A 14868-nucleotide genomic window follows, 5' to 3' on the forward strand; every position below is an offset into this window, starting at 1 on the left:
TCTGAAGTCGATTGCCCAAGTCCCGTCTGCCGCGCGACCATCACCGAATGGATGAGGTCGAGGGTCTGATGCTGGTGCGGGTTGTGCAGACGTGTTCCGCCCACCCGTCCCAGTGGGATGCCTGGACGGCGGAGGGCCAGTACCTGTACCTCCGGTACCGGCATGGCGAAGGCTGCGTCGAGCGGCACCCTGGCCCCGACATCGACACACCAGATTCCTGGAAGGAGGGCCTGTCGGAACTCCTGGCCGAATGGGACGACGGCACCGGCAGCGGAGTCATCAGCCTCGAAGCCTTCCTCGCGGTTTCTGGCTTGGCGCTGGCTCCCGGCGCGTCGGTGCGCTGACGCCGCACAGCGCGGTCATGTGCGGAGCCAGATCTTCCTGCACGCGGCAACCATCCTCGCCGACGCCTGCACCAAGATGCGCGAATACTGCGTCGAAGGCATCCGGCTCAACCGGGACCGGATCGACGCCTACGTCGACCGGTCCCTCATGCTGGTCACCGCCCTCTCGCCCGTCATCGGCTACGACAAAGCCTCCGCGATCGCCCACAAGGCCGACGACGAGGACACCACCTTGCGCGCGGCAGCGGTGGCCTCCGGCTACGTCAGCGCCGAGGACTTCGACCGGATCGTCAGGCCCGCCACCATGGTCGGCCGGACGTAGGGCAACCGCGAGTACCCCCAACGGAGCCCGGCCACTCTCGCCCTGCAGCCCGCTCCGGAGGGGGCGATCCTGAAGATGGGGTGTGGGGTGTCTCGGCTGTCCATAGGGACCGAGCGCATGGGGTCGCGGAGCCCGCGGCTGCCGCGGCCCGTGCAGGGAGCGGGTTACCGGATGAGGCTTGTCGTCGATCTCAACCGGTGCCAGGGATTCGCGCAGTGCGTCTTTCTCGCCCCGGACGTCTTCGCTCTGCACGGTGATGAGGCGTTGCTGTTCTCCCCAAGTTTCGACGAGGCACAGCGTGACCGGGTGGAAAAGGCTGCTGCGGCCTGTCCGGTCCAGGCCGTCCTCGTCGACTACTGCGACGAGCCGACGAAGGGTGTGGAGCCCCATGTCGGCTGAGGCGGACGTCGCGGCTCTGCGGCGCCAGGGCCGCATCGTCGTCGTCGGTGCCTCGCTGGCCGGTCTGCGCGCGGCGGAGGCCTTGCGCGACCAGGGTTTCACCGGATCGCTGACCATGATCGGCGACGAGCCGTGCGAGCCCTACGACCGTCCGCCGCTGTCCAAGCAGGCGCTGCTCGGGCGGGCGCGGGCCGAGGACACGGTGCTGCCGCGCCGGCGCGACATCGCTGCCGAATGGCGTCTGGGCGTCGCCGCCGCGGGCTTGGACCGGGATGCCGGACAGGTACGTCTGGCGAACGGCGACACCGTTTCCTACGACCGCCTGCTGATCACGACCGGGACCAGAGCACGGCCCTGGTTCCACCGGAAGAGGCCGCGCTGGACGGGGTGTTCGGGCTCCGTACCCGCGACGACTCCGCCCGCCTGCACCGGAAACTGACCGGAGGAGTGTCCCGGGTGCTGGTGATCGGCGCCGGTTTCACGGGCTCCGAGGTCGCCTCCGCCTGCCGGGAGCTGGGCCTGCAGGTCACAGTCGCCGAACGTGGCCCGGCACCGCTGGTGGGCGCGCTCGGCGGAGTTCTCGGCGCGGTCGCGGACCGGATGCAGCGCAGGAAGGGTGTCGACCTGCGCTGCGGCATCAGTGTCACCGCCCTGGAGGGCGACTACGGGGGACGACTCAGATGCGCCCATCTGTCCGACGGTTCGTCGATCGACGTGGAGGTGGCGGTCATCTCGCTCGGCGCCGTCCGGAACACCGAATGGCTCGCCGGCTCGGGATTGGCCGCGGGTCCCCGGGGGGTCGCGTGCGACGCCGGGTGCCGGGTGTTCGACGTGAACGGCATCGTCACCGACGACATCTACGCCGCCGGTGATGTGGCCCGCAGCCCGCACCCGCTGTTCGACTACCAGTTCCTGTCGCTGGAGCACTGGGGCAACGCCGTCGAACAGGCCGAGATCGCCGCCCACAACATGATCTGTGCGGGCCCCCAGCGCCGTCCGCACCTGTGGCTGCCGATGTTCTGGTCCTCCCAGTTCGGTGTCAACATCAAGTCGGTGGGTGTGCCCTCGCTGGGCGACGAACTGGTCGTCGCCCAGGGCACGCTCGCCGAGGAGCGGTTCGTCGCGGTGTACGGGTACCGCGGCCGTGTCATCGCCGCGGCGTCCTTCGACGGAGCCAAGTGGCTGGGGTTCTACGAACAGCAGATCGCGGCCGGCGCGCCGTTCCCGCCGGAGTACCGCACGGTCGACCGCCGCACCGAAACGCTGCAGCCGGTCGACCCGGCCTTCCCTGATCCCCATCTGCCCACCCATGGAGCCACGGTCACGCTGACGGGTCACTCACCGAGCGAGCGGCGTGTCGCATTCGTTCCGTCGCACGCCTGATCACCGGCCCCTGCACGTCCGGAGCCAACAGGAGGCACCATGACGCCCGGCCCCATCTCCGCGCAGATCACCGACTACGCCAATCGAGCCGATCCGTACCCGCTCTACGCGGAACTGCGCAAGACACCGGTCAGGCGGGAGGACGACGGCACTTACCTGGTCAGCACCTACTACCAGGTGCGGAGCCTGGCCAACGACCCGCGGCTGAGCAACGACACGAGCAACCGTCCGCCGGGCTACGCCCGCACCGGGCAACCGGCGAAGAAGAGTGGCCTGCCGCCGGGCTTCATCTTCACCGACCCGCCCGTGCACGACCGGCTGCGCGACATCATCAACCGGCCGTTCGGTCCCCCGCACAGCCCCGGATTCCTCGACGGCCTGCGCGGGGAGCTGTCCAAGGTCGTCAGCGACCTGCTCGACGCCTTCGAAGGCAAGGACCGGGTCGACACCGTCGACGACTTCTCCTACCCCCTTCCCGTCACCGCCATCTGCAAGGTGCTCGGCGTGCCGCGCGAGGACGAACCGCTCTTCCACGGCTGGGCCGACGCCCTGGCGTCCGGAATCGATCCCCAAGCCGCCGACACGGGCGGCCAGGAAAAGACACAGCAGGCGCGCCAGGACATGGGCGCCTATCTGTCCGACCTGATCGAGACCAAACGCCGCCACCCCGGCCCCGGGATCCTCAGCGCGCTCGCCCCCGAGATGACACCGGCAGACCTGGAGGCCACCGCGGTGCTGCTCCTGGTCGCCGGCCACGAGAGCACGGTCAACGCGATCACCAACACGACCCTCACCCTGCTGCGCCACCCCGATGTCCTCCAGCGGTTCCAGAAGGAGCCCGACCTGGCCGTCCCGCTCATCGAGGAAGTACTGCGGTACGAACCCCCGGTCCAGTTCATACCGTTCACCACCGCCCTGGCCGACATCGACGTCGCCGGCACCACGATCCCCCGGGGCTCGCCGGTCTGGCTCATGCTGGCCGCGGCCAACCGCGACCCCAAACGCTTCAAGGACCCGGACCGGTTCGATCCCGACCGCAAGGACAACGAGCACCTGGGCTTCTACACCGGCATCCACTACTGCTTCGGCGCTCCGCTCGCCCGGATCGAACTCCATGCGGCTGTGCCCGAACTGTTCCGCCGGGTCAAGTTCTCCGGACTGCTCGAGGACCCGCCGCCCTACCGTGCCAACGCGGTGCTCCGCGGCCCCCGCCACCTGCCCATGGCGATCGAGGGTCTCACCGCCTGAACACAGCCCCATCTCAGGCCTCACAGCCTCAACCCCGCCGCACGGGCCGGGGGAACCGCTCCGGCAAACAGAGGGACGGTACATCTGGCCGTCTGCCGTCAGTTCAGACCTCGTAGGGCCAGACGGCGACATGGTCCTGTGCCACACGGACCTCCACCCACGATCCATCGGCACCCTCCGGCGGCGGCCCGGCAAGGTCGAACAGGATCAGCGCGTCACCCACTCCCAGGACAGCCCTTGAGTCCTCGGTCAGGCTCAGCCGTCCACGAAAGACGACGCGGCCGCGTTCTTCCCGCAGCTCAGGGGCTTCAGAAGTACTCGGCCAGGCGTTCTCCGCCCAGACGATGTCCTCATCCACGGTCCACTCGACATGGTGTTCTCGCCCTACCGCGTCAGGGTCCCCCTGCCAGCGCACCACAGCAGTGCCCGCTGCCGAGCGCACCCGGACAGACAGGGGCCTCGACGGATCGGGCTGCACAGCCTCCACTTCGACCAGCACTCTCTCTCCTCCCAGTCGAGGCAGTCGGCGCCCTCCTCCTCCGGGCGCTGGTGGTCATCGGCGGCCTGCCGGTTCGCCGCACGTTCAGCCTCGTTACTTCGGGTCCGGGAGCGGGAGCGGGTGATGGTGACTGAGCGCTTCAGTCGGCCGGTTGAGCGTGACGGACAACAGCCGCCGCGTCGTCGACGCGGTTCAGCCGTAGCCCGGGGAGGCCGGGCTACGTGGCATGGTCATCGCACGTCGACGTAGTCCGTGACCATGGGGCTCTTCAGATACTGGTCTTCTACGCCGCGGTTCAAGGCGACCGCCCAAGTGCCGTCCTGGGTGTCGTTGAGGATGATGTTGTAGATCCGGCCCTTGGAGTCGGTGCTCAGGTCACTGACGTAGCGGTAACCGGAGGCCCCGCGAGGCCGGAAGTACAGGGCGGGGTTGGCGTGGGCGAGCGGCTTCCAGGCGGTACCCGTGTAGTACTGGAGCGTGCCCGCGAGGTGGATGAGGCCGTTCTTGCGAATCGGTTCGGGGGTGACGTCGAACCCGGTGATCCGCGTGGGGTAGCGGCGCAGGTGGACGGGCTTGGTCGTGCTGCTTGCGAGGTCCGGGTTGCCGTTGAAGCGCGCACGCCAGTAGGCATTGTTCGGCGCGGCGAACGATGTGCTGAAGGGCTCTTGGAAGTTCGGCTTGTTGTAGCGGATCTTCACCGGGATCGTGGAGGCGGACTTCCACCCGGTCCTGCCGTCCTTGGAGTATTCGATGCTCACGACGGGCTTGGACGGCCAGTGGGCGCGGGGCTCGCTGTAGGACATCTCTCCCGATACGTGGAGTCGGGAGTCGTCGCCGAGCGTCGCGTCCATGGTGAGCTCGGTCGTGTACGCCACGTGGAGACTGAACGGCTGAGCGGCAGGCTGCAGGAACGGTGTGTCACCGAGGACGAGTTGGCTGGTCGGCAGCGGGTTCGCCGAGGGGACGCGCAGGGTGTAGAACCCGTTGTCGTCCGTCGTGGTCGTCCCCCCTAGGCCCTGCGAAGAGCCGGTACCCATCAGGCTGAGTGACGTGTGCGGCAGCGGCTGCCAGCCGTCGGCCGTCTGGATCTCCGCGCGTCCGGTGACCGTGCCCGTCGTTCCCTGGCGCAGGTTGAGGGCGTGCGTGCTCGCCGTGAACCGGGTCGGTGCCTGCACGGGGTTCATCTGCTGCTCAGGCGTGTTCAGGAGGATCGCCCCGGGATAGGCGCTGGAGGCTTGTGGCCACGCCGTAATGTCGGCCCAGTGCAAGGTGGGGACGAAAGAGAAGGTGAAGCGCCCGTCGGCGCCGGTCTGCGTGTTGAACCTGCCGTCCGGGGAGGTGCCCTGGGAGGTGACGACGACCGGGACATCGACGACCGGAACTGGACTGTCGGGCGTCCGTGGGTCCTCGGCGAGTTCGGTACCGCTGACGGTCACTTTCTGATGGAAGTAGTCCGGCCTGGTCGGCGTCACCGTGAGGTCCCGGATCGTGAGAATGGTCTGGTACTTCAGTGTGAACCGTGACACGGCGCCGGTGACCGTGGCGCCGGAGGAGTCCTGCAGATCGACGGTGATGCGGTACTCGCCGAGTTCCGCGAGGTGCACCGGTGCCCGCCAGACTCCGGACCGGCCGTCCGTGCCGGACTGCTGGGTGAAGTCGTCGGTGGACCCAGCCTCGGGTGCGCCGTCTCGGGCGCCGACGGGGGTGAAGTGGACGGTGATGTGGGTGATCGGATTGTCCGAGTGCGCGGTGATGAAGACCATTCCGGGACGGTCGTACCAGGCACTCGCGTCATCCAGGACAGGTCCACCCCCTGGAGCGGCGTCGGCACGGGCCAGCGTGGAGCCGGTGAACATCGAGCAGGCCAGCGCCGTGGCAGTGGCAGCCGAGAGCAGAGCAGTACGTCGCACGATGGTGTCCCCCCACAGGATCACATGGCCCCAGCCAAGGGGGCCTTATGGCACCCGGCACGACGACACTGTTCATCCGGTGCGGATCGTGACCGAGTGATCAATGAATATAGCGACCGGATCGAACACCCGATCGCGGAGGGGCATGGGCGGGCACGCGGCGCATCACGACCGGTCTGGCAACTGAAAGCGCGCAGCCCGTCGTAGGTCAGCTCGCGTTGGAGTTCGCAGTCGGCGACGAGCGTCTGCACCATGAACTTCACCGTGGACAGCAGCTCGCCGGTGCGCGGGTGGCGGGCGGTGAGGTCCATCGCGGAGAACGCGTCGTCGTGGATACGCAGGCCGAAGTGGTCGGCGTGCAGAACGGCAAGCACGTCGAGGATGTGCTGGGTGCCGCGTACGAGGCGAAACATCTCGGATGTGGACGGTGTCGCCGGCCAGGCGTACGTCAGAGGGGAACCGACGAAATACCGTTCCAGAGGTGACGTAATGCGCTGAGCGGGACCAGCCGGCCTCGTTGTGCTGAACGGACGCTGTGCCCGCCGCTCGTCGTACCGGTCGATGTGGCCGAACACCAGCTGGGCTGCTACCGCCTCGCCCTGACCGCCGCCGGCGCGACGACGAAATTGCAGCGTGCCTTCCTGAGCCGCGCTGCAACGCGGGCCCCGACTTGGTGGCCATCAAAGGAGCATCGGGAAGGTGTGCCCATCGCATGCCCTCCAGAGGGACGATCCACAAGTCATGAGCCTTGCTTATTGACCAGCAACGCCTCGTTTGTCAAAGGAATTCCGGGGCACATGCGAGTCACCGCGACAGCGGCACACGACCTGACGAGAGGCGTTCTTCCACGACTGCCGGTGCTGTCCGGCGTACAGGAACTTGGCGCGGCGACCCGGCGCACGCGGCCGGCCGGTGGCGCACCGACGTGCTGGACGAGGCGGTCCGAGGAGCGGAGGTGAAAGGCATCCGCGTCATGGTTGCTGCAGACGGTCGCACGGCTCGGTGGTGGTCGGCGCTGCGCCGGACGCCGGCGGCCGTCTGGAACGACGACATCACGGACTGGGCCGCCGCGCTGACCTATTACGCGGTCCTGTCCCTGTTCCCCGTGCTGCTGGTGATCCTCTCGATCCTGGGTCTGACCATGCCCACGGCCAAGCCGGAGGTCATCGACCGCATGTCCCAGGCCGCCCCGGTCGCCTCCCGCGCCCTGCTGCGCAGCACCCTGCGGCAGATGGCCGGGCAGTCGTCAGCGGCATGGACACTGATCTTCCTCGGCGGGTCGGGCGCCTTGTGGTCGGGGTCAAGTTACTTGAGCGTCTTCCGCCGGGCGTTGCACTCCATGCACCGGGTCAGCGCGCAACGACCGCTCTGGCGCACCGCACCCCGCATCGTCGCCACGGCCCTCGTCCTGATCTTCCTGCTTCTCGCATCCACCCTCGCGTTGCTTCTCACCGGCAGCCTGGCCCGGCGTCTGGGCCGTGTCCTGGATCTGGGCACCGGGCCGCAGGCCGTCTGGGACGCACTGCGCTGGCCGGTCGTGGCCGCGGTCGCCGTCGCCCTGGTGCTCGTCCTGTACCGTTCCGGCCCCGCGCCCTCCCGCCCGGTCGGGAAGATGGCGCCGGGCGGGACACTGGCGGTCGTGCTGCTGCTGGCCGTCTCCCTCGGATTCGCCGCCTACACCTCCCATGTCACCAGCTATCACCGTCTGTACGGTTCACTGGCAGGCGTCGTGGTCTTCCTCGTCTGGCTGTGGCTGTCCCATCTGGCCCTCCTGATCGGCGCTCAGTTCAACGCGGAGCTGGCGAAGCCCGTGCCAGGAAAGTGACGTGCCAGGAAAGCGAACCGGTCTTCCGGTGTCTGCGGCGGACCATCCGCAGCGTGCGGCGGGGTCGACCGGTACGGCCTGCGCGCGCCGCTGGCGGGTCGTGTCCGAGGGGTCAGGGGAGAGCCGACGCAGGGCGCCCTGCTCCGGGCCCGCAGCGGTGCCGGCCGAGCGGAAACCGGCGGAGGGTTACGGTGCGGTGCGCCAGGCCCTCGCCGCAGGACCTGACGCACCGGTGTTCCAGTCCAGGCGCAGGACGGCGAGGTCGTCGGTGTGGCGGTCCGCGTTGAGCGCGCGGGTGCGGGCGATGAGCTGGTCGAGGTGGGTGCCGGGATCGGGCGTGTGCAGCGTGTCGATGATGCGCAACAGGCCGTCCACGCCGAGCCGGCCGCCCGTACCGTCCGCGAAGCCCTCGACGAGACCGTCGGTGTAGGCGATGAGCGCGCCGTCGGCGGGCAGAGCGAGCTTGGTGGCGGGCCAGTCCCCCAGCCCGGGTGCTATGCCCAGCGCGATGCCGTGGGCGGCGCTGATCTGCTCGGTGCCGCCGGACGTGATGACGAGGGGCTCGTGATGACCGGCCAGATGCAGGGTGAGGGTGGCGGCCTCCGGGTCCAGGGTGATGAGGGTGCAGGTGGTGAAGAGGTCGCTGCCCGCGCGTTCGGCGATGTGGATCTGTTCCAGCAGGTGCAGCAGGTGCTCGTCGCGGTGGCCGCCGAGCGTGAGGGCGCGCCAGGCGATGCGGAGGCAGACGCCGAGCGCGGCGGCGTCGGGGCCGTGGCCGCTGACGTCTCCGATGACGGCGTGGACCTGGCCGTCCTCGGTCTGTACGACGTCCAGGAAGTCCCCGCCCAGCAAGGCCTGGGCCCGTCCGGGGTAGTAGCGGCTGGAGGCGGTGACGGCGGCGGAGGACAGGAGCGGTTCCGGCAGCAGCCCGCGTTCCAGACGTGCGTTCTCCTCGGCGCGCAACCGCCCGATCTGCAGGGCGGCGTTGGCGCGCTCGGCCTGCTTTCGCTGGACGGCGTAACGGACGGCCCGCTGCATCAGTTCCGGTTCGACCTTGCCCTTGATCAGGTAGTCCTGGGCGCCGGCGGCGAGGGCGTCGCCCCCCGCGCGGGGTTCGTCCAGTCCGGTCAGAACGATGATGGCGGCGTGCGTGTCCCCCTGGATCGACTGGACCGTCTCGACTCCGGACGCGTCGGGCAGGTGCAGATCGAGCAGGACACAGTCGACGGGACCCGCCGCCAGTGCCCGGCGCGCCTCCCCGGCGGTGCGACACCGCGTCAGGGTGTGCGGCAGGTCGGTGTCGTGGAGGAGTTCCTCGACCAGGAGGGCGTCTCCGTCGTCGTCCTCCACCAGGAGCACGTCGTACTGCTCGTCGCGGCCTGCGGCTGGGGCGGTCACGGCTGTGTCTCTCTGTCCGGGGCCACTGTCGTGGCGACGAGGGCGGGAAAGGTGCAGACGATGCGGGTGCCGAGCCGGTAGTCGGGGTCGATCCTGATCGTGCCGCCGTGGAACTCCACGACCTTCTTGCACATCGCCAGGCCGATGCCGGTACCCGGATAGGCGTCCTTGGTGTGCAGCCGCTGGAAGAGGATGAAGACCTTCTCCTGGAATTCCGTCGCGATGCCGATGCCGTTGTCGGTCACCGCGAGCTCCCACACCCCCTCGTCGTGGACGGCGCTGATGTGGATGCGGGGCAACCGCTCGGGGCTGCGGAACTTGATCGCGTTGGAGAGCAGGTTCTGCCAGAGCATGCCCAGTTGGGTGGTGTCGCCGACGACGGTGGGCAGGGTGTCGTGGGTGATCTCTGCGCCGGTCTCCTCGACGCTCACGCTCAGGTCGTCCAGCGTCCGGTTCAGCACCTCCTCCAGGTCCACGGTCTGGTGCTCGGCGTGGACACGGCCGACCCGGGAAAAGGCCAGCAGGTCGTTGATGAGGCTCTGCATGCGGTTGGCGCCGTCGACGGCGAAGGCGATGTACTGGTCGGCCTTCGCGTCCAGCTGCCCCCCGTAGCGCCGTTGCAGCAGCTGGGTGAAGCTGGACACCTTGCGCAGCGGTTCCTGCAGGTCGTGCGAGGCGACGTAGGCGAACTGCTCCAGTTCCGTGTTCGAGCGCTTCAGATCCTCGGCCTGCTCGTCCAGCAGGGTGCGGGCCGCCTCGCTGAACCTCAGTTCCTCCACCAGCCGCAGGCGCATGGAGTCCACGTCGGAGGCCAGCCGACGCAGGTCGGCGGGACCGGTGCCGACGAGGGAGCGGTCGAAACGACCCTTCGTCACGTCACGGGTGGCCGAGCCGAGCCGGCCGAGCGGACCGGTGACACCGCGTCGCAGGGCCTCGAAGACGAGCACCGCCACCAGGACGATGACCGCCGCGATGACGGCGAACATCCAGTTCCGCAGTGTCATCGCCTGCCGCAGCTCACGCGTGGACGCCGTGCGCTCCTCCTCCAGGTGGGTCTGCTGGCGGGTCATCGCGCGCCGCAACGAGTCGAACGCGGCCTTGCCCTCGCGGGCCCGCGCCGTGGCGATCCGCGCAGCGCCCGCCGGGGGAGCCGCCGAGACGGGCCGGGCCATCCGCTCCTGCCAGGTTCCGGCGAGATGCTCCACTTCGGCGAGGTCGGCGAGGGCTCGGCCGTCATCGCCGAGCAGCGGCCGCAGACGCTTGAGCGCCGCCTTCTCGGCGGCCACGCCCTGTGCGTAGGGCTGGAGAAAGTCCCGCCGGCCGGACAGGCCGTAACCGCGGATGCCGGTCTCCTGGTTGACCAGAGCCTCCTCCACCCGTATCGACTCGATCAAGGCCGGGGAGCGCCGGTCCACCAGCGAGCCCGTGACCTGCGAGGTGCGCCGCACAGCCCAGCCGCCGAGCGACCCCAGCACCGCCAGGACGACCAGGGTCCCGGCCACCCCGAAGCGCAGCCAGCGACGGGTCGTCCAGCCCGCGAACACGCCCCCTGTGCCCGGCGGCTTGCTTGTCATCGCAGTGGACTTCTCTCCCTCGGCCGGCCATCCGGGCCGCGCGGCGGCGCGCGGCAAGCACACTGTACCCGCGGCCCGACAACGTATGTTGTCCCGTCCTGGATCAACGCCTTAGGGTGGTGCCATGCCTGGTCCACCCTCAACTTCCCGTCCGGCAAGCACGGATACGGCTGTGCTGGTCAGTCGGGTGGTGGAGGAGCTCACCCGACGGCTGACACAGGAGACCGCCCGGCCGCCGGCAGAATCCGGCGACACAACCGACGAATCCCGTAGGCATGCTCTGCTGCGCCTGCGGGTACTCGCCCATGTCAAACAGGCCGTCCGGCACCTGGAGGACCAGGCCGCCCAGGCCGCCGCCGCGAGCGGAGCCGGCTATCCCGACATCGGCCAGGCCGTCAGCATGAGCCGTCAAGGAGCCCGGCGCCGCTGGCCCGGGCTGATCACCAACAGCACACACCGTCCTGCCTCCCGACCCACACCCCGGAGCTCGTGAATCATGGCTGCCGCCGCAACCCGCCCCCACGACGTGCTGCTGGTCGAGGACGATGTCGCCGACGCGATGCTCATCCAGGACGCCCTCTCCGAGCGGGGTACCCGCAATCTCACCCAGGTCTCCGACGGCATCGAGGCCCTGGACTACCTGCGCGACCCGGACAACGAGCGCCCCGACCTCATCGTGCTCGACCTCAATATGCCGCGCATGAACGGGCGCGAGTTCCTCGCCGTGGTCAAGGAGGACGCCGACCTGCGGACCATCCCGGTCGTCGTGCTGACCACGTCCGCCGCTCCCGACGACGTCACCGGCGCGTACCGTCATCACGCCAACGCCTACGTGACCAAGCCCGTCAACCTCGAAGAGTTCGAGGCGGCCGTCCGCAGCATCGACGCCTTCTACCTCGACATCGCCGTCAAGCCCCCCAAGCACTAGAACCGGGCGCCGGCGGGCAGCCCCCACCAGGTACGTGCATCAGGCGTGCGGTCCGGGGTACTCGGGTCGCGGAGGTTCATGATGTTCGAAGCATGCGACATCCGTGAATGGCGTGGTCACGACGTGGTCGACCCCGGCGGCCACAAGGTCGGCGTGCTCGAAGCGGTCTACGTGGACACGGCGACGGACAAGCCCTTCTTCGCGACGGTGACCATGGGTCTGCCCACGCGCCGCCGCCTTGCCTTCGTGCCTCTCGAGGGCGCGACGGTCGGTCCGGGGTACCTGAAGATCGCTTACGACAAGAGCCTGGTCAAGAAGGCTCCGGCGATCGACGTCGACGGCGAGCTGCCGGCGACGGACGAGGCGCCGGTCTTCACGCACTACGAGTTGGACTACACCCCGGGGGCCGGTGGCGAACGCCGCCTCGCCCGCCGCTGAACCGCACAAGCCGCCGGGAGAGCCGATGAGCCTGTTTCTGCTCCTGATCCTCGTGGCCCTCGTCCTGGGCATCATCGGATTCGCCGTCCATGGGCTGTTCTACCTGCTGGTCATCGGCGCCGTCGTACTGCTCGCCGATCTCGTCCACGCCGGGATGCGCCTGCGCCATGGGCGTGCAGGTCAGCGCGTCACCCGTTGACCGTCCCGGCGGCAGGGACGGTCAACGGCGTCGGAGCCGGTCGCGGCCAAGCGATGGGAAGCGGCACTCCGCACGCACCGGCAACCCGACTCGCGGCCCCTGCGGGCCGCACACGGCTGCGGGTCAGTGCCGGACTCCCACCGGCTTCCCCCGGTCCCGTGCGCATGCGGTCGTGGTGCGGTCCGTTCGCGGCCATGGGCGGACACTGCCGACGACGGGCGCGAAGTCGCCCGATGCAGCATCTGTCATGCGGAGAGCCGGCAATCCGGGATGTGATGGGTCGTCCATGGCGGGAGGTTCGTGAGTTCTCGGTCGCCGGACAGGTCGAGGGTGAGGGTATTGAGGCAGGCCTGGGCGTCGATGTGGGCGATGACCAGTCGGCCCCGGGGGGCCACGGCGGCCGAGGGTGTGTGCACGAACGGACCGCCGCCGAGTGAGATCCACTGCGGCCGTACGGGGCTGCCGTCGAGGGGCTGGATGCAGAGGCTCAGTCCTTGCTCGTCGGTGCGCTGGATCAGGGCGGCTTCCCCTGTGGGCAGAACCGCGTGCGCGAGGGGGCCGAAGCCGGGAGTGGTGGCGGCGATGTCGGGCTGCGTGTTCCAGGTGCCGTTCGGACGGTCTTGGCGGTGGGCGAGGAGCCAGCCGGTCTCGGGCTGGCGGGAGTACATCAGCAGGCGGCCGTCCGACAGCTCGAGCAGGGTCACGGGAGCGGCGGGCTGGGCGAGTTGGGTGCCGTAGTCGCGTGCGAAGTCTCCGCCGGGGGTGGTCTGGTACCAGCGCAGGACGCCCATGCCACTCGTGCTGCTGGCGGCATAGATCTCGACGGTGCCTGCGCTCTTGGCGATGGCGGAAAAGCCCTCCAGAACACCGCCCTTCAGGTCGCCCCAGGGCTGCCAGCCCTCGTCGGTCAGGCTTCGGGAACTGAGACCGGAACCGAAATTGCGGACCATGACCCGAACGCCGGCACCGGAGGCGACCACCACCGGCATACCCAGGGCGCGACGCCGTGCTTCCTGCGCCGCCGACGCGCTGTAGGGGCTCTGGAGGTCGGTCCACGCACCGAACTCGCCTGTCGCGGAATCCTGGGTGAGGTGCATGAGGTTGCGCTGCTGCTGTTCGGGGGCGGCTCCCACCGTCGCTCTGACCGCGACGAGGTGAATGCGTCCGGCGGCGTCGCGTGTCGTGTCGAGGCGAGGAAGGAAGCGCCCGCCGCCGCTCGGCAGGTGGCCGAGCGGTGCCGGCCCCGACCACTTGTCGGCGCCGGGGTGCTCCTGGGTCCACATGACGGGCCGGCCGCCGAGCACGGCGAAGGCGGCGAGTCGTCCGTCGGTCAGTGGTTGGAGCCAGTTGGTGCTCGACTGCCAGCGGTAGTTCGTGCTCTGTCCGTAGAAGCGGTTGTACGCGCGGTCGCCCAGTGGCTTGTCACCGCACAGGCCCGGGGGCTGTTCGCATGCGTGACCGTCCTCGCCGCCGTAGACCGCCAGGTAGGAGAACTTACGGGCGGCCTGCTGCGGGCTGAGGCTGCGGGGACGCAGCTTGTTGCAGTACCCGACGTAGCTCTCGACCGCTGCGGGCCGCTGTCTTCCGGTGCGCTCGTACTTCTCGAGTGCCGCCATGGCGAAGAGGGCTGCAGCCGTGTGGTCGGAGTTGTCGCAGTAGGTGATGTCTCCTGTCGTTCTGTCGATCGCGGTCCACTGTGGATCGGGGTTCATGATGCGCACGAGGGCCGGGGAATACCACTGCAGGACGTCGGTGAGAATGCCGGTGACGGCATCCCGGGTGAGCAGCTGTCCGTCGCATGCGGTGGGGATGGGGCTGGAGGCCGGGCGCAGGGTCGCGAGCGTCCTGCCGGTCTGCTGCCACAGGCCCAGCAGGTTCGTCCCCGGTGCGCCCTGGCCGGTGCGCAGGTTGAGGAAGACCAGTGTGATGCGTCCGTCGTCCAGGCTGTTGACCTCCGCTGTGACTCCCCGGATCTTCACGGCGGAGCGCAGCCATGGGGCCCGTCGGCTGCCGGTGACCATGAATGCGTAGGCCGCGCGGATTCCGTGCTGGCGGGCGGCGGTGTAGCCGGGGAAATCCGGTGTGGCGGTCTTGCGGTCCGGGTCGTCCATGGGGAGATTGACGCCGTCGGCCTCACCTGTCGTCAGATAGACGTTGACCTGGGGCACTCCGGATTGCACGGACTGCCACAGGTCCGGCGTCATGAAATACAGATCGTCGTCCGTGTGGGCGCAGATCTGTACATGGGGCGCCAGGGCTGTGGACTTCGACTGGCGTGGCAGCCCGGCGGCAGAGAGGCGATGGAACAGACGCATGGTGTGGAGAACCTCCTTGACCGGAGAGGGGAACTGGTGCCCGCCGCACAGCGGAGCTGTCGGACGGGAAGGTCGTCATGAGGCCG

General features: G+C 69.1%; 15 protein-coding genes and 1 pseudogene. 10 read left to right on the plus strand and 6 right to left on the minus strand.

Annotation, left to right across the window (positions count from 1 at the left end; translation table 11 throughout):
- The first annotated feature begins 47 nt into the window (after positions 1-47).
- The 5 genes and pseudogenes from ACZ7P3_RS37335 to ACZ7P3_RS37355 all read left to right on the plus strand — a co-directional run bounded on the left by ACZ7P3_RS37335 (position 48) and on the right by ACZ7P3_RS37355 (position 3696).
- Positions 48-344 (plus strand): hypothetical protein, encoded by a 297-nt coding sequence (locus ACZ7P3_RS37335; protein WP_472088628.1) that lies wholly within the window; start codon positions 48-50, stop codon positions 342-344.
- Positions 345-363: 19 nt separating this feature from the next.
- Positions 364-666, plus strand: coding sequence for a hypothetical protein (locus tag ACZ7P3_RS37340; protein WP_472088629.1), 303 nt, complete (start codon positions 364-366; stop codon positions 664-666).
- 171 nt (positions 667-837) lie between these two features.
- Positions 838-1065, plus strand: a complete 228-nt coding sequence (locus ACZ7P3_RS37345; RefSeq protein ID WP_472088631.1) for a ferredoxin — start codon at positions 838-840, stop codon at positions 1063-1065.
- A pseudogene (locus ACZ7P3_RS37350) lies at positions 1055-2448 on the plus strand (NAD(P)/FAD-dependent oxidoreductase). The gene ACZ7P3_RS37345 and the pseudogene ACZ7P3_RS37350 overlap by 11 nt, the downstream one beginning before the upstream one ends.
- A 39-nt stretch (positions 2449-2487) precedes the next feature.
- Positions 2488-3696, plus strand: coding sequence for a cytochrome P450 (locus tag ACZ7P3_RS37355; RefSeq protein WP_472088633.1), 1209 nt, complete (start codon positions 2488-2490; stop codon positions 3694-3696).
- 103 nt (positions 3697-3799) lie between these two features.
- Here the strand turns inward: ACZ7P3_RS37355 and ACZ7P3_RS37360 are convergent, their stop codons facing one another.
- The 3 genes from ACZ7P3_RS37360 to ACZ7P3_RS37370 form a co-directional block, all read right to left on the minus strand.
- Positions 3800-4195 (minus strand): hypothetical protein, encoded by a 396-nt coding sequence (locus ACZ7P3_RS37360; protein WP_472088635.1) that lies wholly within the window; start codon positions 4193-4195, stop codon positions 3800-3802.
- Between the two features lie 230 nt (positions 4196-4425).
- Positions 4426-6105 carry a hypothetical protein gene (locus ACZ7P3_RS37365; RefSeq protein ID WP_472088637.1) on the minus strand — a complete coding sequence of 560 codons (1680 nt, stop codon included), beginning with the start codon at positions 6103-6105 and terminating at the stop codon, positions 4426-4428.
- Between the two features lie 20 nt (positions 6106-6125).
- Positions 6126-6518, minus strand: a complete 393-nt coding sequence (locus ACZ7P3_RS37370) for a hypothetical protein (RefSeq protein WP_472088639.1) — start codon at positions 6516-6518, stop codon at positions 6126-6128.
- Positions 6519-7078: 560 nt separating this feature from the next.
- On the opposite strand from ACZ7P3_RS37370, the gene ACZ7P3_RS37375 reads away from it, so the two are divergent.
- The gene (locus ACZ7P3_RS37375; RefSeq protein ID WP_472088641.1) at positions 7079-7930 is read left to right on the plus strand and encodes a YihY/virulence factor BrkB family protein; all 852 of its coding nucleotides are present in this window, start codon (positions 7079-7081) and stop codon (positions 7928-7930) included.
- A gap of 186 nt (positions 7931-8116) precedes the next feature.
- Here the strand turns inward: ACZ7P3_RS37375 and ACZ7P3_RS37380 are convergent, their stop codons facing one another.
- The gene (locus ACZ7P3_RS37380; RefSeq protein WP_472088642.1) at positions 8117-9328 is read right to left on the minus strand and encodes a PP2C family protein-serine/threonine phosphatase; all 1212 of its coding nucleotides are present in this window, start codon (positions 9326-9328) and stop codon (positions 8117-8119) included.
- Complete coding sequence (locus tag ACZ7P3_RS37385) at positions 9325-10902, minus strand: sensor histidine kinase (RefSeq protein WP_472088643.1); 1578 nt, start codon at positions 10900-10902, stop codon at positions 9325-9327. Before ACZ7P3_RS37385 ends, ACZ7P3_RS37380 begins: the two co-directional genes overlap by 4 nt.
- Before the next feature lie 172 nt (positions 10903-11074).
- On the opposite strand from ACZ7P3_RS37385, the gene ACZ7P3_RS37390 reads away from it, so the two are divergent.
- The 4 genes from ACZ7P3_RS37390 to ACZ7P3_RS37405 all read left to right on the plus strand — a co-directional run bounded on the left by ACZ7P3_RS37390 (position 11075) and on the right by ACZ7P3_RS37405 (position 12467).
- Positions 11075-11395, plus strand: coding sequence for a hypothetical protein (locus ACZ7P3_RS37390; RefSeq protein ID WP_472088644.1), 321 nt, complete (start codon positions 11075-11077; stop codon positions 11393-11395).
- Positions 11396-11398: 3 nt separating this feature from the next.
- The gene (locus tag ACZ7P3_RS37395) at positions 11399-11830 is read left to right on the plus strand and encodes a response regulator (protein WP_472088646.1); all 432 of its coding nucleotides are present in this window, start codon (positions 11399-11401) and stop codon (positions 11828-11830) included.
- Positions 11831-11911: 81 nt separating this feature from the next.
- Positions 11912-12268 carry a PRC-barrel domain-containing protein gene (locus tag ACZ7P3_RS37400; protein WP_472088677.1) on the plus strand — a complete coding sequence of 119 codons (357 nt, stop codon included), beginning with the start codon at positions 11912-11914 and terminating at the stop codon, positions 12266-12268.
- Between the two features lie 25 nt (positions 12269-12293).
- Complete coding sequence (locus ACZ7P3_RS37405) at positions 12294-12467, plus strand: hypothetical protein (RefSeq protein WP_472088647.1); 174 nt, start codon at positions 12294-12296, stop codon at positions 12465-12467.
- 245 nt (positions 12468-12712) lie between these two features.
- On the opposite strand, the gene ACZ7P3_RS37410 is transcribed toward ACZ7P3_RS37405, so the two are convergent.
- Entirely contained in the window at positions 12713-14782 is a 2070-nt protein-coding gene (locus ACZ7P3_RS37410; RefSeq protein WP_472088648.1) for a PLL family lectin, read from the minus strand.
- Between the last annotated feature and the right edge of the window lie 86 nt (positions 14783-14868).

The sequence above is a fragment of the Streptomyces sp. NPDC107581 genome (assembly GCF_055657175.1).